The following is a 21771-nucleotide window of genomic DNA, read 5'->3' as shown; positions in this document are numbered from 1 at the left end:
AACTGTTCACGATCTTTATACGCTCCTCATCTTCTACCTGCTCTACTTATTGTTTCGCCTCTTCTGCCATTTTGACCTCGATGCTTTTCTGAACGTTGAGCTGCTGTTGTGCGAACCACTGTGTGGTCTCAATTTTTGGAAACGCTTCACAGAGGATATCAAGCGGTGAGCTGTCCCATTTGCTTGCATTGTCTGTAATCGTCCATCCCAGTTTGTTCAGAACATAAGAGAAGATCTGGTTCATGATCTGGTAAGCGGAGCGGAGCGCTTCCTGGTCCCTGTTCTTTTCGTGTATGAGGAGGCTTTTTACCAGCTGCTTACGCAGGTCTCGGTTGTATTGCTCTTTGATACTCTCAATAATCTCTTCATGTGTCATTGTTCTTCTACCTTTTATTTTTTAGTGGCGATATTGTACTATGATAGTGTTTAACCCGAACTATTTACTCTACGGGTTTAAAGGAGTGGAGATGAGATTTTTAAGCATGTTGGTGTTCTTGCTACTGGGAACGGTGATGGTTGCTGCCTCGTCCAGTGCGATCAAAGCGCCTTTCTTGTGGCATGTGAATAAAGGCAAGGTTGAGTTCTATCTTTTTGGTACGATGCACCTGGCTGATCCTTCACTGCTGGTATTGCCTGCAAAAGTGGAAAAGGCAGTTGAACGGTCAGATGCCGTCTATACCGAAGTCTCTATGGAGCCTGCAGATCAGCTCAAAGCGACAAGGCTGATGCTGAGAAATGATGGAAAGACACTGCAAAGTACGCTTCCCTCTTCCTTGTATCAGCGAAGCCGGGAGTATCTAAAGTCCATCAACCCCTCACTGCAGATAGAGCCTTTTGAGCATATGAAGCTCTGGGCTTTTTCAGCGATGCTTCAGTTTCTGGAAGCACAGCTGAAACATCCTGCACTCCCCGCGATCGATAGAGTGATCTATCAAAACGCAAAAACGAACGGTAAAGAGGTCGGCGGAATAGAGACGGTCGAAGAGCAGCTGGCGGCGATGGAGGCGTTGAACGATCAGGAGCAGCTCCTGATGCATGAAGCCACACTGGACTACCTGGAGCAGAACAGGGACTATGTGAAGACCATGCAGACGCTCTATCTCAACGGTGATGAGAAAGCGCTGATGGAGTACCTGACCTCGATGATGTTCCAGGAGGAGAAGTACCGGGCACTCGAAGCGCGTTTTATGGAGCTGATACTTTATGAGAGAAATAGACGTATGACGCAACGTATCATAGAAAAGGTGACCGGAAATCCAGAGAAGATCTATCTCTTTGCCTTTGGAACGATGCACTTTCTGGACAGGGGAAGTGTGATCGAACTGCTTGAAAAAAGAGGATTTAACGTTGTAAGAGTGAAATAGGTGGTTTGGTTCCCACACTGTTGAGGGAATCGATCATTGAGGTGATGTTTTAGATAAAGTATGCATAAAGACTCTATTTAAAAGTAGAGTCTTTATGATAAGGAAGTTAAACTGGTAGTGCCCCACCACTACAGTCAAAGTCAGTGATTGTATGTATTTTTATCGTTCCGGATTCTATACCCATCTGATAGTCGTAGGTATGACCTTCCTGCAGATATCCAGGGGTAGGCCCATCCGTTTCTACATCAGTCCATTGCCCTTCTGTCTCACTATAGAGTCCAAGCAGCGTACCTTCATAATCTACATCTCCATAGTCAGCAGCCGTATCAGTATAAGGTGTAGTGTATGTACCAGCATCGTACATGATATAATCATAACCATCATACGCTATATTACCGCTACCATCATGATTTGTACAGAAATAGAAATCAAGATTATCTGTTCCATCCGCCGTTGCAGTGACTTTATATCCATCTGATCCGGTACTTGCCAGATCTGCAATAGCTACTTCAACACCATATACAGGATCATTATCATCGTCACACCCAGTAAATACCAATAGAGAAGCCGCTATCAGCGATAATTGCATAAATTGTCTTACCATTCTCTTACCCCTTTTATGAAAAAAATTAAGTTGTGCTTATACAACTATTTTTATTATAGATCAAGTAACTTAAATTTATATAAATAATTTAGCTCTTTTTGCTATACTCCACCCAATGAACAGTGAACTACTAGAAAAGATACGAAGCCATCATCATGCGACTGAAGGAAGAGAGAGACTCTTTTATGCGTTAGCCGAGAGAGAGTCCCAAATATGGGAGGAGATCGAGTCTCAGGGGATCACCAACTGGGCAACACGCTTTAGCCAAACCGCTGCACAAGCAGAGACTCATATCGTGATCAGGGAAGTGGACACAGAGGCATCATACAGCTACAGTGCGCTTGAAGAGGCTTCCGAAAAGATCAAAACATTCATTCTGGCTACTACGGATGATCATCATATCGGACTGCACTACCACAACAGCTTTGCTTTTATGGCTGCTCTGATCGGTATCAACAAGGCCGGGCGTATCGCGATACTTTTCAATAACCGTGAACCCCAGGAGCGGCTGGTTAAACTGGCAGAGACGACATCGGTCAAGACCGTACTAGGGGAGCCGGTAGGGGATCTGGAACACTACAGGATTGGGAAGATCATACAGAGTGAACAGGAGTATGCTCCAACGTACGGGATACATGCCACGACACTGGAAGATCCTGCTTTTGTGATCTTCACCAGCGGTACCAGCGGCCCAAGCAAGCCGGCACTCTTCTCACACCGCCGTATGATCGGTGCGGGGGTGGCATGGGGACTGCGCACGGGGATGGAGAAGAGTGACAGCTGTTATATCGCTCTGCCGCTCTATCACGGCAATGGCTTGGCTGTTGCCTTCTCCGCAGTCATCTTCAGCGGCGCTACAGCCGTAGTGCGTCCGAAGTTTTCGGTGACGCATTTCTGGGAAGATATCAACCGCTACGAATGCAGCCATATGGTCCATATCGGAGAGCTATGGCGCTATCTGACCAGTGCCGAGAAAGGCGGTACAAATCCCAATAGAACGCTTAAAGTGATCTTTGGAAACGGTTTGAACAAAAGTCTCTGGGAAGAGGTCGTCAAACGTTACGGTATCGAACATGTGGTCGAACATTTCGGTGCGACAGAGATGCCTGCGGGGGCACTGACCAACTGGTTTGATATCCCCGGCTACTGCGGTTACCTGCCGCCTGATGATCCCAAGGCACAGGAGATGGTATTGGTGGATGAGGAGATGAAGCCAAATACCCACAGGGGTGAAGCACTCTTTGTCGTGCCCAGCGGGAAGTATCGCGGTTATATGGATGAGAGTCTGGATGAGAAGAAACTGGTACGAAACCTCTTCAAAGCGGGGGATCTCTGGTGGCGTTCAGGTGACTTGCTGGAGCGTAATGAAGAGGGGTTCTTTACTTTCATCGAACGGATGGGAGATACCTACCGCTTCAAAGGAGAGAATGTGGCCTGTGTGGACGTAGAAGAAGCGATACGCAGTGCAGGAGACTTTGAGGAGGTGGTGGTCTACGGTATCGCTCTGCCACCTATCGACGGGAAGATAGGAATGGCTTCACTGGTAAGCAGTGAGCCATTCGGTCTGCAGGAAGCGAACAGGCTTTATGAAGAGTTGAAAGAGAAGGTTGCCTCCTATGCGCTTCCCTATATCCTGAGGGTGCAGAGAGAAAAACACCGTACCACTTCGACACTGAAGATACAGAAAGCACAGTTGGCAAAAGAGGGGATAGAGCAATTTAAAGCGATGCAGCACTATCTCCTGCTTGAGGATGGGTATCATCCTTTGGACGAGCAGAGCTATCAGGATATAATAGAGGGCAGGATAGTGTTGGGTATCACAAAGGGTAAAAGATGAGAATGGTTGCAACAAGGCTGCATACCACCAATGACAATGTCAAGATCAATGTCAATCATGTAAGAGCATGGTGTGAGCATGTACTGAACTATTGTGACCTGCTGATCGTGGTGGTTGACAGGCACTATTTTGAAGCGACCAAGGATATACTCTACGGGTTTGGGGAGAAGATCAAGCTGTTTCATATCGATCCCTGGATCAGCTATACACAGCCGCTCAATATGATGGTGGAAAAAGCACTTTCGATGGGGGCCAAAGAGCTGCTTTTTCAAAGTATCGAGGTGACGATCTCTCTGGAAGATATGGAGCGCTTGGAGAAACATCTCGATGGCAATACACTGGTGGTAGGCGCAAAACTCTGTGAAGGGCATGGTGATGAGGGGGAGAGCTGCAAGCTGGATGGCTGGACAACACCATGGAATACCCTGGCGATCTGGAATCTAAACAAGCTTGCGCTGACAGGTTTTCTGAGTATCTCAAGCGGTAACTATGAAGATGTACCCGGCGGTGTAGAGGAGGTGGTGACGATCTCTCTCCTGCAGCGTCTCAAACCCTACAGTATGAATGCCAAGGTGATACACCTGGATTCCGTGGAGTGGGATACAGAGTGGAGTTCAGAGGAGCGGCAGGCCTATCATGAGATGAAAATGGCCTCCAAAGATGAGCGCGCAAAGATACAGCTGGCAGTACTCGGGATAGATGCGGGTGATGTCATGTTTGTAAAGGATAGTAATGATTGATGTACTGGTTGTGGGTATCGGTGAATATGTGACGGGACTCTCGGGTGAGGGTGTCGCACAATCGGATAAAAGTTTTGGGGTGATCGCACTCAGCCTTTTTGATATGAGAGAGCGGGGGGTCGTCGGAGAGATACGCCTGGCCGGAAGAGACGCCAAACGTTTTGATCTGATACGAGAGCATTTTGATACCAATTTGAAAGCTGCCTATCCTTCACTTGATACCTCATTTGAAGCGCATCCAAAAGAGGGATTCAGTGATGAGGCCTACAAAGAGGCTTTAGAAGAGCTGCCAAAAGGCTCATGCGTGATGCTCTTCACCCCTGATGATACCCATTTTAAGATCGCCAAAGATGCACTGGAGGCAGGGATGCATGTGCTTGTGGCCAAGCCGCTTGTTAAAACGACAGCGGAGCATCTGGAGCTTCAAGAACTTGCCAAAGAGAAAGGGCTTCTGCTGATGCTTGAGGTACACAAGCGTTTTGATCCAATCTATGCGGATGCCGTGGACCAGATACGTACCTTCGGGGACTTTTCTTTGATGCACAGCTATATGAGCCAGCCGAAGACGCAGCTGGATACTTTTGCAAGCTGGGCAGGGATCAGTTCGGATATCAGTTACTACCTCAATGCCCATCACATTGACCTGCTCTGCTGGGCTGTTCAGGGTGTTGCCGAGCCGGTCTCTGTGGTGGCTACGGCTTCTACAGGTGTGGCGGACAAAAAACTGGGGCGAGAGGTGGAAGATACGATCACGCTGACGGTACAGTGGAAAAACCTCCAAAGCGGTGCACTGGGTACCAGTGTCCATACCGCTTCATGGATCGCTCCGCCTTCGGATGTACACTCCCAGCAGCGGTTTTTCTATATGGGACATCAAGGTGAGGTGACCATTGACCAGGCCCACAGGGGATACGGGATCTCTACCGACGAGAACGGATACAAGAGTGCCAACCCGCTCTTTATGAAATATACCCCAAGAGAGGGTAAGTTCGCAGGACAACAGGGGTATGGGTACCGAAGCATAGAGACTTTTGTACGTTCAGCAGATACGTTGGCTACAGAGCCTGAAAAGCTTGCAGCCTTCAATCAAACGCTGCCTACGATAGAGAATACTTTGAATGTCACGAAGATACTGGAAGCAGGTCGTAAAAGCCTGGATGAGGGAAAAGTGATATTTATGTGAGAAAATTCATCTCCTCCAGAGAGAGCGGTACGTCAGTCTCTCTGGGAATATAATCACTCATATCTATTGTATAGCTTCGTTATGCATACCTAAGAAATAGATTGACATATGACTACTGATTCCATTTGATAGATATAGCATTGTCCCATCGTGCGAAGCAGTAATATGAATAGGGGTAGGGCTTAAATCTTCCATATAGGTATCATCATCCAACAATACCGGGCGTGCAGGGTTCTTGATGTCATAGGCTCTCACTCTTGTACCGGTACCGGCAACAAAAAGCTTTTCACCGTCTTCTGAGATGGTGATGCTTCTCGCATACTCATCAGGACCGTCGGCAAACATGGAAAGCATTGTCATCTGATTGAGATCAGAGACATCTACAGCTTTGATCCCAGTAGTACCATCTGAAACATAAGCGACACTGTCATCCGGTGAAAGCACGACTTTTTCAGGGTATGTCATAGCTATTCCGGCAATTTCATTAGGGTTTGCAGGATCTGAAACATCTAAAGCTTTCAAACCTTTTGTCGTATTTGTCACATAGAGAACACGATTATCCGAAGATAGTGCCAGAGACGTCACCCTCGCATTATTGGCAGGTTCGTCAAACGCATAGCTGCTGATTAATTGGGGTGTTGTTCGATCACTGACATCAAAAATCTTCAGGCCGTAACGGTCATCATCGATATAAAGCGTCTGATCGTTGTCGGAAATGACAATCTCACCCGCAAGATCAATAGGATAGGTGGTGATGACCTGCGGGTCGGAGGCATTGGAGATATCGATAACCGACAGACCCCTGTAGCTGACTGTATAGGCTGTATTTCCATTATGCGATATCGCCAAATCTCTGGCCCCATCATCGGCAACCACACCGATATATCTTATCGCTTTCGGATCTGTCACATCAATGATAGAAAAATAGTCATCCCCGACCTTGTAAAGAGTTTGATCATCAGGCGATATTTTTGTCGCATACGATTCGGGCATACTGTTCAGGTAGTCGACCTTTTGAAGAGGGGAAATTGTTGAATATACATTTCGTAAGTTGACGGCATAGGAGTCATTCTGGTTATGGATATCATCTACCATCAAAGTATATTTGTCATTAACCAGTTGTGATAAACTTTCCCGGTCATTAATAGGATTAAAAACAAGTATGTCCTGAGGATTAATAATGCCATCGCCGTTGAGATCCGTTTCCAGGATTTTTTGCGATTCCCAGTCAGCCCAGTACTGAATACCTACACCTCTATCAAATTCGGTATAAGCGATTTCGTTATAGCATTTTTGGTATAGGTACTCGGAAACCGCCGTGACCCGGAAGGTGTCATCCGTCATCTCTTTGAGCCATGAACCTTTGACTAATGCTCTAAATACCCCTTTGTTCGATACCTGGACTTCATCTTCAACTCCATCGTCGTTAGTATCGATGTCGATACCTCCGCTTACCTGGTACACATAGAACCTGTCATCCTCTAGCTCCGCACTGTGGGTATTGAACCGTCCGGCACTATTCATATCTCCATCACTAGTCGTTTCAGTATAAAGTTTTTCAAACCTTGCATTGATATAATCCGTGACTTTGAAGATCTCGACATTTGCCTGTTTCACTATGCCAAGTTGTGCAATACCTTGTATACTTGTCGTTTTGCTTGGTGGAGGTGTGGTGGTGTTTGTGTCATCTTCTGTGTTTGTAGAGAGAGTAGTGCTTCCACCACCTCCACCACAGCCTAGAAGTAAAAAGATAGCTGCTACACTGCACATAATTATAGATTTGTTTAATTTCATATTCTTCCCCTTATATGTAGGTATGTATTATAAGGTCAAAATAGCCAAAAGTCAAATCTCATTAAATTAAATTTATTATCCCTTTTTATATGAGAATAGATAGAGAAATACAATTTACAAGAGTCAGGATAAAGGCAAAGTGATATATCTTTAAAAAACTGCGAAGAAACGCTCTGAATCAGGAGCGTATCTCTACGCTTCTTCCACACTCTCTTTATAATCGATCTTCGTAAGGTTCTCATAGCGTTTATAGATCTCCTTGGCATGGAACTCCGCAGTCTCCAAAAAGCTTTCTGCTGCTTCAGCATTCATCCCCTCCACCATCTTGAAACGTGCTTCGTTGTACATATACTCCTTGACCGGGATCTTAGGCCCTTTGTAGTCAAGCTTCATAGGATTTTCCCCCAAGGCTCCAAGTGCCGGGTTGTACCTGAATGTCGGCCATAGTCCACACGCCACAGCCAGCTTTTGCTGATCCATCCCGTGTTTGAGATCATACCCATGGGCGATACAGTGGGAGTAGGCGATGATGATGGAGGGGCCATCATAGGCTTCAGCTTCCATGAAAGCTTTGAGCGTCTGCGGTTCGCTTGCCCCCATTGCGACACGTGCGACGTAGACATTCCCGTAAGAGATCGCCATCATCGCCAGGTCTTTTGGCAGTTGTGGTTTCCCGCCTGCGGCAAATTTCGCGACGGCACCTGTCGGGGTGGCTTTGGATTGCTGGCCGCCTGTATTGGAGTAGACCTGGGTATCAAGTACCAGGATATTGACATTTTTACCGCTTGCGAGTACATGGTCCAGGCCGCCGTACCCGATATCATACGCCCAGCCGTCTCCACCGATGATCCAGACGGATTTTTTGACCAGATAGTCAGCAAGGCTCAGAAGATCTTTGGTTCTCTCCTCTTCCAGCTTCTCCAGTGCTTTTTTCAGCCTCCCTATACGTTCACGCTGCGCATCGATCTCTGTTTCAGTGCCCTGGTCAGCATGTAGTATTTCTTCAACAAGTCTGCTCTCCAGTTGGTCTGAAAGCTGCTGCAGAAGTTCTTTGGCCTGTATCTCATGTTTGTCTATCGTCAGCCTGAATCCCAGTCCAAACTCAGCATTGTCCTCAAAGAGCGAATTCGACCAGGCAGGCCCACGCCCTTCACTGTTTTTGCTCCAAGGGGTGGTGGGGAGGTTCCCTCCGTAGATTGAAGAACACCCCGTGGCATTGGCAACGATCATACGGTCACCGAAGAGCTGTGTCGCCAGCTTGATGTAGGGGGTCTCCCCGCATCCGGGGCAGGCTCCGGAGAACTCGAAGAGCGGTTCCAAAAACTGGCTCTCTTTGACTTTGCTGTGGTCAAGTTTGTCACGGTCGTAGTTGGGCAGAGAGAGGAAGTAGTCCCAGTTTGCTATCCCTTTCTCTTTGATAGGGTGCTGCGGGCGCATATTGATCGCTTTGAGGTCTGGATCGGTTTTGTTTTGCCCCGGGCACACCTCCACACAGAGCGAACATCCCGTACAGTCCTCCACGGCTACCTGTATCGTAAAAGACTCATCAGCGCTGAAGGTTTTTCCTTTGGCTTTGATGCTTTTGAAAGGTTCGGGTGCTTCTCTCAGAGCGGCGTTATCCACGACCTTGGAGCGGATCACCGCATGGGGACAGACAAAGACACATTTGTTGCACTGGATACAGGAGTCAGGGTCCCAGACAGGTACCTCCTGGGCGATATTGCGCTTTTCGTACTGTGTGGTGCCGCTTGGCCATGTACCGTCAGCAGGGATCCTGCTCACGGGAAGCTCATCCCCTTTGCCCTCTATCAGATGGGCAGTGACATTGGCCACGAATTCACTCACTTTTCCCTTCACGGCACGTTCCAAGGGCAGGGTGCTTTCGGCACTCTCAGGGATAGTGACCTCATAAAGGTGCTCCAGTGTGCTGTCGATCGCATCCAGGTTGCTTTGGACGATGGCATCGCCTTTTTTCCCATAACTTTTTTGGATGGAAGCTTTGATCTCCTGGATGGCCTCATCCAGCGGAAGTATCTTGGAGATGTCAAAAAAGCAGGTCTGCATGATCGTGTTGATGCGCCGGCCAAGCCCGCACTCTTTGGCTACCCTGTAGGCATCGATAAGATAAAACCTGATCTCTTTTTGGATGATCTCTTCCTGGATCACACGTGGCATCCTTCTCCACACCTCTTCAGGAGAAAATGGGGAATTGAGCAGGAATACCGCACCCTTTTTTGCATGCTGCAGGATGTCGAACTTCTCCATAAAGACACTCTGGTGGCAGGCAACAAAGTCGGCTTTCTCGATCAGGTAGGTTGAGTGTATCGGAGAGGGACCGAAACGGAGATGGGAGGTGGTCATCGAGCCTGCTTTTTTGGAGTCATAGACAAAGTAGCCCTGTGCAAAAAGATCGGTATGCGTTCCGATGATCTTGATGCTGTTTTTGTTCGCACCGACGGTACCGTCTGATCCCAGTCCGAAGAAGATCGCTTCGTAGGTCTTCTCATCAGGTATCGTAAAGGTGTGGTCCCACTCCAGCGAGGTATGGGTCAGGTCATCATGGATCCCTATGGTGAAGTGGTTCTTCGGATGCGGTTTTTTGAGCGCATCAAAGACCGCTTTGACCATGGCAGGCGTGAACTCCTTGGAGGAGAGTCCGTACCGTCCGCCTATGATATGCGGTCTTTCAAAGCCAATGGTCTCTTCTTCCAGTGCTTCATTGATCGCTCCTACGATATCAAGATAGAGCGGTTCTCCCAGAGCTCCGGGTTCTTTGGTACGGTCGAGTACGGCGACCCGCTTGGTAGTTTTAGGCAGGCGCTCAATGAAGTGTTTGATCGAGAATGGACGGTAGAGCCTGACCTTGATCAGACCTGTTTTTTCACCCTGGGTGTTGAGGTACTCTACACACTCCTCTGCGGCTTCCGCCCCTGAACCCATGATCACGATGACCGACTCGGCATCCGCAGCGCCTACATAGTCAAAGAGGTGATAGCTCCGTCCTGTCAACGCTGCAAATTGATCCATCGCCTCCTGCAGGATATCCGGAGTCTGCTGATAGTAACTGTTGACACTTTCACGCCCCTGGAAATAGACATCAGGGTTTTGAGAGGTACCGCGTATGAATGGATTGTCAGGAGTGAGTGCACGCTTTCGGTGTGCCTTGACCAGCTTATCATCGATCATGGCACGCATCGTTGTCTCATCGATCAGGGTGACTTTGTTGATCTCGTGGGAGGTACGAAAACCGTCAAAAAAATGGAGAAACGGGATACGTGATCTGAGTGTGGCAGCCTGGGAGATCAGTGCAAAGTCATGGGCTTCCTGTACGGAGTTTGAAGCCAGCATGGCAAATCCGGTCTGGCGCACGGACATCACATCGGTATGGTCCCCGAAGATCGAGAGCGCCTGGGCCGCCAGTGACCGGGCTGCGATGTGAAAGACAGTCGATGTCAGTTCACCGGCGATCTTGTTCATATTGGGGATCATCAGGAGCAACCCCTGTGAGGCGGTAAAGGTGGTTGTCAGTGCACCGCTCTGAAGGGTACCGTGCACCGCACCGCTGGCACCCCCTTCACTCTGCATCTCTATGACATCGGGTACCGTACCCAGGATGTTTTTTTCTCCCTGCATGGCATAGAGATCACTCAGCTCACCCATCGGAGAGGCCGGGGTGATAGGGTAGATCGCTATGATCTCATTGAGTTTGTAGGCCACCCTTGCAACCGCTTCATTCCCGTCTATCATCGCCACTGAAGAGTTCATCACTGCCCCTTTTTTTTGAGATTGGACCATTATAACATGTATCTTTAGAGAAGAGAAAAGTCAGTCTATCTACTTCTTTGGATCAGTTATTGTAGCGATTTTGAACTTATGGGTTTATCGACGTTTTTGGTACCAAACTACGGATTTTTTTACTGTAGATTCGCGTAGCCACGCACCTTTGATAGAATTTGTCTTTTGGTGCATGGATATCACTCTACATACGCTTCTTCGTCTTATTAGTCGCTACAGCACTCAATGGATCATCAGGCCAGTAGTGTTTTTTGTACTTGCCTCTGAGCTCCTTTTTTACCTCCTCATAGGTGTTTGTCCAGAAGCTCTCCAGGTCTTGTGTGACCTGCATGGGACGTGAGGCGGGGGAGAGCAGGTGTATCATGAGTTTGACCTTTCCATTTAGCACGGTAGGGGTGCTTTTGGTTCCGAACATCTCCTGAAGTCTTACGGAGAGTACGGGCTGTGCGGGGTCGCTGTAGTTTATAGTGATGTTTGAGCCGCTAGCCACTTTGAGTTTAGGTGGGGCAAGGGTGTTGAGCTGCCGGGTCTGTTCAAAAGATAGACGTCCCAGAAGTATAGTGTGGAGGTCTAAGCCTTGACAAGCCTTCAGCGTAGTGATACCTGCAAGGTAAGGAGCCAGCCACTTCTCCATATGCTCCAGAAGGTAGTCATCTGAAAAGTCCGGGAACGCCATGCCGTGTAGATTGAGGAAGTTCACTCTCTGCCTGAGTGCCAGAGCCTCTTTGCTCCAGTTCAGTGCTTCGAGCCCCAGCGCTTCGAGCGCTTCGATCAGTACTTCGGTGACCTCTTGGGGTGAAGGATCGCTTGTCGGCAGATCTTTGAGCACTATCGCACCTACCCTTGAAACCTCCCTTGCTTCTACGCGTTGCTGCACTTCATTCCACGTAACTTCCTCGTAGGTACGTATCTGATCACTCAGATAGGTCTCTATCTGTGCATGGGTGATGGCGATGGCCTTGTAGATGGTCGCATTGCTGTTTTTGGCATCAAGGTCTGCAATGACAAGGAAGCCTGTGCGGTAGAGCTCATCTTGCGGGTGGAGGTGGGCACCTTTGCCGTTGCTTAGTAGGTAGGTACTGCTCTTGTGGTCTCGCAGTTTGGCGATGCGGTCAGGGTAGGCAAAGGCGAGGAGGACTCCCAGCATCTCCAGGTTGATATCCGGTTTTTGATTCGGCTCTATATGCTTGGCACTTTTGAGCAGGTAGCGGCACTGAGTGAGGTTGAGAGTCTGTGGATCAAGCACCTTTTGCTGTTGCAGATCGTGCAGGATGCTGACACGTTCGCGCAGGTCAGATGAGCCAAAAGCGTTACGGTAGATATCTTTTTGGGAGATGAGTACGGCCAGAAGCGAAGCCTCATAGGTAAGGTCAAGCCCTTTTGCCTTGAGCATCATATGTGACAGTCTCGGGTGCATAGGGTAGCGGCTCATCGCTTTGCCGTGAGGGGTGATGCTGCCGTATTCATTCAGTGCACCGAGCTCAATCAGCAGTCTTTTGGCATGGTTGATCGCAGTAGCAGGCGGCAGGTCTATCCATGAGAGTGTCGTGATATCATCTGTGCCCCAGAGAGCAAGTTCCAGCATCATCTGGGTCAGATCGGCAGTGAGTATCTCGGGGGTATCGTGTTTCAACAGTATCTTGGACTTGTGCCAGAGGTGATACGCTTTTCCGGCACTCAGACGTCCTGCACGTCCTGCCCTTTGTGTCGCTGAGTCTTGGGAGATGAAGTGCTTTTCAAGCCTGTTCATCCCTGAGAATGGACTAAATACTGAGACATTGTGCAGTCCTGAGTCTATGACGATCTTGATACCTTCTATCGTCAGGGAGGTTTGGGCGATGTTGGTGCTCAGGACGATCTTTCTGCTCCCTTCAGGCGGTGCCTTGATGGCTCTGTCCTGCTCTGTTCTGCTCAGGTTTCCGTAGAGTGTTGAGATATACACATCATTGAGGGTAGTTGATCTCAGGAGTTTTTCAACTGCTTTGATCTCTCTGACACCGGGGAGAAATACCAGTATGCTCCCCTCATCAGTCTTGAGGATCTGTTGAAGCAGCCTATGGATATAAACGGGCAACTCTTTGGGAGAGGGCTGTGGTGTATCCTTTGGAAGATAGAGACGCTCTACAGGATAGGCACGTCCCTCATTCCGGATGAGAGGTGCGTCACCCAAAAGCGCTGAGATGGCAGAAGTGTTGAGGGTGGCAGACATCACGAGTATCTTCAACTCTTCGCGTAAAATGCTCTGAGACTCCAGTGCCAGAGCCAAAGAGAGATCGGCATGCAGGGAGCGTTCATGAAACTCATCAAAGATGATCAGTGCCACATCTTCCAAAGCGGGGTCATGCTGCAGCTTGCGTGTCAGGATACCCTCTGTGACGACGAGTATCTGTGTCTCTTCGCTCTGTACTGACTCCATCTTGATCTGGTACCCGATACGTTTGCCTAGCGTTTCACTCTTTCCGTCCTTTTTTGCCAGCAGTTCAGCCATTCGTGCTGCTGTGGCACGCACAGCCAGACGACGGGGCTCAAGCATGATGATCTTTTTTCCTTCCAGCCAGGGCTCATCCAGAAGTGCCAAAGGAAGTACGGTACTCTTACCTGCCCCCGGAGATGCCTGCAGTACGAGTCTGGTGTGTACTGAAAGTTTCTCTTTGACATCAGGAATGACTTGGTGAATGGGTAGGGTTTTCATGATGGCATTATACTAGACTTCTTGTAAAACCGACTCAACTCTAATTGATAGGTTTTAACTCGTTCCCATCGGGGGACAACGATGGGAACGAGGAAGTGGAGACTTTAGTCCCACAACTATTTTTTTAACAAAAACTTCAAAATATTCTACTTGTAGGTGGGCTACCCACAGGATACACTACGATAAAGTTTCTACTTTCAAATCAATACAAGTTCTTTCACAATCTCTCAGTTTAGAAGTGAGAGGAATAAAGCATTCATTTTTGATTGAATGTTCATTTTTTTTCTTTGTTGATGTGACAAAGAAAAAGAAACGAACCAAAAAAAAGAAAACACAAAGAGCTGTCGCTTGTAAAATCTACCCAGTGTTATAATCAAACAAGTGCTCCATACCTTTGAGTCTGCTCAGTGACTAAGACATTTAATCTCGTTCCCATTGGGGAGAGGCTGTGAAAGAACTGCTATTTTAGCAAGTTCAGAATGACAAACACCTATCTTTTATGTTCTTTTACAATCTCGGGACGATGGGAATGAGGAAGTGGAGACTTTAGTCGTAGGTTTGGCACTGCCAAACGTCTTTTGAGATGACCCTATGCTTATGGAGAAATGATCAATCATGTCGGGGTGAGGGCACCCCGACCTACACTATTGAGATAGATTGATGCATTAAAGCTTTATGCAGCGAGAGTAGGCTATCCTCTGGTCTGTCCGCTTCCGTAGATCTTGAACTTATAGGTGGTAAGCCCTTCGATCCCCATAGGACCTCTGGCATGGAGTTTGTTGGTACTGATACCTACTTCTGCACCAAACCCGAATGCACCGCCGTCAGTGAACCTTGTAGAGGCATTGACGTAGACTGCAGCAGCATCGACAGCATTCATGAACTCCTCGGCAGTCGTGATGTTTTCCGTGATGATCGCTTCCGAGTGTCCTGAACCAAACCGTACGATATGTTCTACCGCACCTTCCACACCGTCAACGACTTTGATGTTGAGGATGTTTGCCAGGTACTCTGTATCATAATCCTCATCCGTCGCATCTTCTACATCGATGATCGCCTGTGTTCTGCTGTCACCCTTGAGCTCTGTATGGGCTGCATCAAATGCCTCTTTGAGTCTTGGAAGCATCTCTTCGGCGATAGCGCTGTCTACCAGCAGTGTCTCCATCGCATTACATACACCCGGTCTTTGTACCTTGGCATTGATAGCGATCTTGATCGCATTCTCTCTGTTGGCATCTTTGTCGATATAGGTATGGCACTGCCCTTTGTCATGTTTGACAACACTGACCGTTGCATTTTCACTGACATGCTTGATGAGTCCTGCTCCGCCTCTAGGAATGATCAGGTCTACATACTTGTCCATCTTGATCAGTTTATCCACGCCTTCTCTTGATGCATCAGGGATGAGAGAGATCAGTGCACGAGGCAGGTCATTGGCCTCCAAAACATCCTGAAGGATCTTGGCGATACTCTCATTGGAGTTTTGTGCTTCTTTCCCACCTTTGAGTACACAGACGTTGGAGCTTTTGAAACAGAGTGCTGCAGTATCTGAAGTGACGTTAGGGCGGCTCTCGTAGATGATACCGATCACACCGATAGGTATCGTGACCTTCTGCATATGCAGACCATCTTCAGTCACCCATCCGTCCAGGATACGCCCTACAGGGTCTTTGAGTGCAGCGATCTCCTCGATCGCCACTGCCATACCCTCAATCCTGCTTTCATCAAGAAGCAGTCTATCCATCAAGGCTGAGGAGAGGCTGTTTTCCTCTCCGGCTTTCATATCCAGCGCATTGGCATTGATCAGTGCTTGTGTATTGTCTCTAAGCCCCTGTGCCATCGCTAAGAGTATTCTCTTCTTCTCGGCACCGCTGATCGTCATCAATACACGGCTGGCGTTTTTTGATTCTTTTAAAAATGCCTCCATAATGCTCCTTTATGCTTCAATGTAGCTACAACAGTAATCAGTCACAGTTTTGATCTTGAGATCAAATGATGAATTTGCCGGTACGTTGAAAGTCTCAGGTGTATGAAGTGTTTTCCACTCTTCACCCGGAAGTTTTATCTCCAGCTCACCGCTCATCATCTCCATGATCTCCGCCTCTTGCGTATTGAATGTGTATTCTCCCGGTAGCATCACACCCAGTGTTTGTCTTGTACCGTCTGCCAAAGTGATCGCTCTGCTTGTTACTTTCCCATCGAAATAGATATTTGCTTCTTTGATCATTGAGATATTTTCTAGTTTTGTCATTGTGTTTCCTTGTTTTAGTTTTTTTCTTTTAGTTCTTTGGCTTTTTCATAGGCATCGGCGATCGCTTCCATCATCCCATGGCGCACATTACATCTCTCCAGTGCTGCATAGCCTGCCGCTGTCGTCCCGCCCGGGCTCATCACCCCGTCTTTGATCAATGCCGGGTTTTCATTGGCGACCAGTGCAGCAAACCCTTCAAAGAGTCCGGCTACCAGTTCTTGGGAATCTGCACGCTTGAGACCCTGGTTTACTGCTCCATCAGCCAACGCTTCTGCAACAAGCGCCAAAAATGCAGGACCGCTTCCGGCAACCCCGGTAGCGATATCCAACTCGTTTTCCGTAGCAAGCCAAAGGGTTCTACCGATATTGTTGAAGATCTCCAGTGCCGTTTCTTTCAGCGCTAAATCGCCGGTTACTGTCGTCATAGACTTGAGGTGGCTGGCACCAAGATTTGGCATAGTCCTGATAAACATTTTTGCATTCAGCTGTGACCTGAGGCTCTCAATGGATGTACCTGCCAAGACAGAGAATACTGCTTCAGCTTCTCCGCTTAGTTTAGGGGCAAGGTCGGGAAGAGAGTAGGGTTTGACAGCGAGAATAACGTTCTTTCCTGTCATATCTTCCGTCTCTCCCATGACTTTTGTAGTGATCTGAGGCAGTTGCTTTTGCAGTGCAGCCAGGGTCACTTCATTTCTGCCCAGTACTTCTATCTCATACTCTCCTACCATACCCTCTATCAGGGCTTTTGCCATATTTCCATTGCCGATAAATGTTAGTTTCATGCACCACCTTTGTTGTTATTTTCTTTTTTTGCACTCTCTTTAGGGATAAAGAGTGTGCCCAGTGTATGATTTCCGTCCATCAGATAGGATTCAGTCGCACTGAGGTCAAATCCGTTCGCAAGGAACATCTTTCTGCCTTTTTTCATGATAAAGTCCGCTGCTTTGAGTTTGGTAACGATCCCGCCGGTTGCAAATGGATCATTTGGCGTGGCTTTCTCTTCCAGTGCACCTTCAGGCAGCTCATCCAGGACTTTGAAGAGTTGGGCATCCTGGTACTTGGACGGATCTTTGTCAAAGTAGCCGTAGATATCACTCAGTATGATCAGCATATCCGCATTGACAGCGTGTGCGACATGCGCGGAGAGCTGGTCATTGTCACCAAAAAGCTGTTCGGGTGTAGAGCTGATATCATTCTCATTGACAATAGGCAGGATATCATTTGCAAGGTGTGCATTGATGATCTCCTGAAACATTTTTGTCCGTTTTCTTGAGTCAAAGTCATCTTCTGTGAGAAGTATCTGTGCCGTATCGATATCAAAAACATCAAACATCCGTTTATAGGATGACATCAATATCGGCTGCCCTGCAGCAGCGATCGCTTTTTTACCTATCTGTTTGGTTTTATCCAGTTTGAGTGCTGAATATCCTGCACCTACAGCACCTGATGAAACAAGTACCACTTCATACTTTGACCTGAGCTTTGCAATAAGGTATACGAGATTCATCATTCTCTCTTTTGCAATCTCGTTTTTCTCGGTCACTACAGCAGTACCTACTTTAATGACAATTCTTCTCATCTTTTCTCGTTCCCTTTAACTTTTATTTTTATATTATATCAAGATAGATTTTTAATCTAACTATTAAATTTCTTTCAAATGTAAACCTTGTATCCCCAAATTCCCATATCTATGGTAACTGTTGGAGACACTCTGTTCGATAAAGTAGTGCATCAGTTCGATGCGTCCATGAGAGACGAACGGCTCTCTGGCAATGTAGATCGCCTGACCGGCGATACGCTCAAAGATCTCCTGTGAGACATTTTCCGGATGTAAAAATCGAACCCGCTGATAGTTTGGTATCAGTTTGATCAAACTCTCCTGACTGTCCCGTGTGATCGCATCCTCTTTACCGATAATGCTTGCCTGTTTGGACTCAAGCCAGAGGAACTCAGCCTGTTTTGAGTGCTCCGGCAGGGAGATATGGATCGTTGCACCGATCATTTTGATCGCCATGACCGTGGTCAATATCTCATCCAGGTTATCTCCCTCTTCAAGTCTTAAAAGGACACTTTTGACAGGCAGGTAGCGGATGATATTGGATTCACCCCTGATATGTGCATAGTCGTGTTCTTTCAGGAACTCCACCTCATGCCAATGGGCAAAGTGGCAGATGTGACGCAGTGCTGCTTCACACTCCTCATGAAAGACGGTATCTCTGGTGAGCAGTATACGCATCTGGTCGATAAAAGGCGTAGAACAGGATTCATAGAGATTGGTCTCATGGTAGCTGATATCCATAAATTGGCTTACATAGTTGAACCCTCCTGCTTTTTTCCCGCTTCCTATCGCAGATTTTCTCATACCTCCAAAGGGTTGACGCAGTACGATGGCACCTGTCGTTCCCCGGTTGATATAGAGATTTCCTGCAAGGATCTCTTCTTTCCATCTCTCCTGTTCTCTCTTGTCTAGAGATTCCAAGCCTGAAGTCAGACCATAACCTGTAGCATTGACTATCTCAATAGCATGATCAAGATTCTCTGCCCTCATGACACTCAGCATCGGTCCAAAGAGTTCATTCATGTGACAGAAGTCTCCCTGTTTTGTTCCCCATCTGACGGAAGGTTTGAGCATATAGGGGTTGTTTTCGTCAGCAAAGTCCGGTTTCACCAGCCACTCTTCTCCTTCATCCAGATAACTGAGTGACTCTTCGAGTTTACCGGCCGGAAGATTGGAGAGGGTGCCTATCTTGTTGCCAAAATCCCATACTGAACCGGTCTGCATCGACTCTGCAGCTTCCTTGATCTGCTTTTGGTAGCTCTCATCCTCATAGAGCTCTTTCTCCAGTACGAGCAGGGAGGTTGCTGAACACTTCTGACCGGAGTTGTGGAAAGCAGATGCTATGACGTGTCCGAGTGCCTGATCCCGGTCTGCCATTGCTGTGACGATCGTCGCATCTTTTCCTCCGGTCTCTGCACTGAGGTGAATATCCGGACGGGAGTTGATGATCCTGTATGCAGTCTCTTCTCCCCCTGTAAAGATCGTAAAGTCGATATCCTGACTCGGTATCATATATTCACCTACCACCGAACCGCGGCCCGGAACAAACTGAAGCGTGTTTCTGCTTACGCCTGCATCCCAGAAACATTGACAGAGCCGGTATCCGCAGAGTATCGCATCTTCAGCAGGTTTGAGAATCACGGTATTGCCTGCAGCAAGTGAGGCAGCGACACCTCCTGCAGGGATCGCTATGGGGAAATTCCACGGGCTGATGACCAGACCGACCCCTTTCCCTGCGGCTTCTATGCCGGTCAATCCGGAGAGTTTTGCAACACTGTAGGGATAGAAGTTGACAAAGTCGATCGCTTCACTGACCTCTACATCGGTTTCTGTAAATACCTTGCCGACTTCTGCTGCTGCGACTCCGATCAGGTCTGCCCTTGCGGCTCTGATCTCATGGGCCACATCCATCATGATTTTCTGTCTCTCGTGAGGGGAGAGTTTTCTCCAACCGTCAGGATCGGCTTTTGCCGTTGCGATCGCTACTTTCATCTCTTCCTGGCCGGCCTCGACATAGTGTCCGGCCAGTTTATTTTGATGATACTGTGATTTGTCGATTACATCGGTATGTCTCTCTTTTTGGATGATCTTGCCACCGATTACCGGATAGGCATTGAACCCTCCGACCTCACCGATATTCTGCCACTTGTCTCGGATCTTTTCTGCCCATTTTCTATTGGCAGGCAACACAAAATCGGTATCTGGTTCATTTTTGAAATGGTAAGTAGCCGGGTCTATCTCTTCTTGAATCACTTTTCGGTTTCTATCTTGTGTACGGTAGGGTTCCTGATCGAGCGTTGGAATGCATGCAATGGCATCATCATAGGTTTGTACGAGTCTTTCCCACTCGGGTGTATCCACTTCCAGACCAAAGCTGTGTCGCAGGAAGTTCTGCTCGGCAGTATTTTCATCGAACCTTCTTACAAGATAGGCGATAGCATTGGTAAAGGTCTCTTTGGTGGCCGTAGGTGCATAGAGTATGACATTGAGTCCCTCCTTTTTGAGGATATGATAGGCAGCCTCACTCATCCCCTCGAGCATCTCTGCACTCACATACGCTTCAACACCGCGCTCTTTTGCCAGAAGCATTCCCAGAGCATGATCAAAAAGATTGTGTGAGGCAATACCGGTATGGACATAGGGAGCAACATCCGGGTCAATCAGATAGTCCATCGCTATTTTGTAGTTGGCATCAGACTCTGCTTTCTGTGCATAGGTGACATTGGGCCATCCGCGCAGTGAAGCTTCGGTGAGCTCCATCTCCTGGTTGGCACCTTTCACAATACGGATCTTGATCGGTGCACCGCCACGCTTGACTCTCTCTTTTGCCCACGCGGCAAGCTCTTTGATATAGTGTATCGCATCGGGAAGGTAGGCCTGGATCACAATACCTGCATGAAGATCTTTGAACTCCTCTTGCGAGAGTACGTTTTTAAAGGTGTCGATGGTGATGGCGATATCCCGGTACTCCTCCATATCCAGGTTGACAAACTTGTAGTGTGCTTGACCATCGGCACCGATATAGGTGTTCTCTTTGGCTGCACGATAGACTCTTGTGAGTTGAGTTGAAATTTTTTCAACGTTGTGCGCATGGGCATGCGGGATGATCTGAGAGAACATATTGGATATCTTCAGTGAAAGGTAGTCGATATCCGGGTTTTCAAGCAAAGCGATATACTTTTCAACCCTCCGGTTCGCCTCTGCTTCACTATGTACGACTTCCCCGATCACATTGATATTGACCCGGGTTCCTTCTTCTCTCCGCTTTTGTATATGTTTTGAGAGTACCGGGTCTTCTCCCTGTATCACGATCGCGCTGATATCATTTCTAAGATATTTGATGAAAAGAGGGATAGAGATCGAACTTACATAGATCCCGACATCACGAAAGAGCCAGATCAGTATCTGTTCAAACTCGGAAAAAAAGTCGGTATTTTGGTATTTTTCAAAGATGTGATCAATCTGATCTGCAACTCTGTGCGGGTCTTTTGATCGGAAGCTTTGATCCAGCAGTTCGATAAGAAAGATCTTGTTTAGAGGGTTTTTAAGCATCTTCAGCATCATCGTGTGAAACTCCTGCTCTTTACCCTTACGTGAGACTTGTATCTCTTTTTGCCAATTGTAGGCAACTTCTTTGACCTCTTGAATGATATGGTCCGGCAAACTCATCGTTTCCTCCTTCTTTGCGTTGATCCTGTGGTTTCGATGACGCTATGCCCACCTTCTGAGTATTCTGTTACGGGTAATGTCTTTTCTGTTTTTATACAGGTAAAAAACTTCTCTTTTTTCTCATTTGGGAGATTCAAATGATTTTTACTATAGATAGTGTTCATTCAGTATCTCCTTTGATTGTAAAAAACATACATATATTATGTAAAAAAATTACATATATACTGTCTATTTATAACATATTTAAGTTAACTTAAGCTTTGGAAGTATGGTATAATAGCAGT

At 47.5% G+C, this 21771-nt stretch carries 15 protein-coding genes; 4 read left to right on the top strand and 11 right to left on the bottom strand.

Translation table 11 applies throughout. From position 1 onward, the window contains the following. Positions 1-46: 46 nt before the first annotated feature. Complete coding sequence (locus AC4JOV_RS08735) at positions 47-376, bottom strand: hypothetical protein (RefSeq protein ID WP_229937962.1); 330 nt, start codon at positions 374-376, stop codon at positions 47-49. A gap of 91 nt (positions 377-467) precedes the next feature. Here AC4JOV_RS08735 and AC4JOV_RS08730 point away from each other — a divergent pair, with 91 nt between their 5' ends. Further along, entirely contained in the window at positions 468-1364 is an 897-nt protein-coding gene (locus tag AC4JOV_RS08730; protein WP_229937963.1) for a TraB/GumN family protein, read from the top strand. Between the two features lie 106 nt (positions 1365-1470). On the opposite strand, the gene AC4JOV_RS08725 is transcribed toward AC4JOV_RS08730, so the two are convergent. Further along, positions 1471-1968, bottom strand: coding sequence for a hypothetical protein (locus AC4JOV_RS08725; protein WP_229937964.1), 498 nt, complete (start codon positions 1966-1968; stop codon positions 1471-1473). A 115-nt stretch (positions 1969-2083) separates the two neighbouring features. On the opposite strand from AC4JOV_RS08725, the gene AC4JOV_RS08720 reads away from it, so the two are divergent. The 3 genes from AC4JOV_RS08720 to AC4JOV_RS08710 are packed head-to-tail and all read left to right on the top strand — an operon-like array spanning position 2084 to position 5728. After that, positions 2084-3805, top strand: coding sequence for an AMP-binding protein (locus AC4JOV_RS08720; RefSeq protein WP_229937965.1), 1722 nt, complete (start codon positions 2084-2086; stop codon positions 3803-3805). Then, positions 3802-4545, top strand: a complete 744-nt coding sequence (locus AC4JOV_RS08715) for a hypothetical protein (RefSeq protein WP_229937966.1) — start codon at positions 3802-3804, stop codon at positions 4543-4545. Before AC4JOV_RS08720 ends, AC4JOV_RS08715 begins: the two co-directional genes overlap by 4 nt. Then, a complete protein-coding gene (locus AC4JOV_RS08710; RefSeq protein ID WP_229937967.1) occupies positions 4538-5728 on the top strand; it encodes a Gfo/Idh/MocA family protein in 1191 nt (396 codons plus the stop codon). The genes AC4JOV_RS08715 and AC4JOV_RS08710 overlap by 8 nt, the downstream gene beginning before the upstream one ends. Positions 5729-5791: 63 nt before the next feature. Here AC4JOV_RS08710 and AC4JOV_RS08705 read toward each other — a convergent pair whose 3' ends face one another. From AC4JOV_RS08705 to AC4JOV_RS08665, 9 genes are all read right to left on the bottom strand, one after another. Next, positions 5792-7522 (bottom strand): LVIVD repeat-containing protein, encoded by a 1731-nt coding sequence (locus AC4JOV_RS08705; protein WP_229937968.1) that lies wholly within the window; start codon positions 7520-7522, stop codon positions 5792-5794. A gap of 192 nt (positions 7523-7714) precedes the next feature. After that, positions 7715-11287: a pyruvate:ferredoxin (flavodoxin) oxidoreductase gene (nifJ, locus tag AC4JOV_RS08700; RefSeq protein ID WP_229937969.1), complete on the bottom strand. Its 3573-nt coding sequence runs from the start codon at positions 11285-11287 to the stop codon at positions 7715-7717. 214 nt (positions 11288-11501) lie between these two features. Further along, a complete protein-coding gene (gene hrpB, locus AC4JOV_RS08695; protein WP_229937970.1) occupies positions 11502-14009 on the bottom strand; it encodes an ATP-dependent helicase HrpB in 2508 nt (835 codons plus the stop codon). A 691-nt stretch (positions 14010-14700) separates the two neighbouring features. Then, complete coding sequence (locus tag AC4JOV_RS08690) at positions 14701-15936, bottom strand: glutamate-5-semialdehyde dehydrogenase (protein WP_229937971.1); 1236 nt, start codon at positions 15934-15936, stop codon at positions 14701-14703. 9 nt (positions 15937-15945) lie between these two features. After that, on the bottom strand, positions 15946-16260 hold the full coding sequence (gene ppnP / locus AC4JOV_RS08685) for a pyrimidine/purine nucleoside phosphorylase (protein ID WP_229937972.1): 315 nt from the start codon (positions 16258-16260) through the stop codon (positions 15946-15948). A gap of 14 nt (positions 16261-16274) precedes the next feature. Beyond that, a complete protein-coding gene (locus AC4JOV_RS08680; protein WP_229937973.1) occupies positions 16275-17042 on the bottom strand; it encodes a pyrroline-5-carboxylate reductase in 768 nt (255 codons plus the stop codon). Next, positions 17039-17839, bottom strand: a complete 801-nt coding sequence (proB, locus tag AC4JOV_RS08675; protein ID WP_229937974.1) for a glutamate 5-kinase — start codon at positions 17837-17839, stop codon at positions 17039-17041. Before proB ends, AC4JOV_RS08680 begins: the two co-directional genes overlap by 4 nt. 63 nt (positions 17840-17902) lie before the next feature. Then, positions 17903-21487, bottom strand: coding sequence for a proline dehydrogenase family protein (locus AC4JOV_RS08670; protein WP_229937975.1), 3585 nt, complete (start codon positions 21485-21487; stop codon positions 17903-17905). Then, complete coding sequence (locus AC4JOV_RS08665; protein WP_229937976.1) at positions 21484-21651, bottom strand: hypothetical protein; 168 nt, start codon at positions 21649-21651, stop codon at positions 21484-21486. The genes AC4JOV_RS08670 and AC4JOV_RS08665 overlap by 4 nt, the downstream gene beginning before the upstream one ends. Positions 21652-21771: the final 120 nt, after the last annotated feature.

This window comes from Sulfurovum sp. MH2-6 (assembly GCF_058374785.1).
This window is presented reverse-complemented; position numbering and strand designations above follow the sequence as displayed.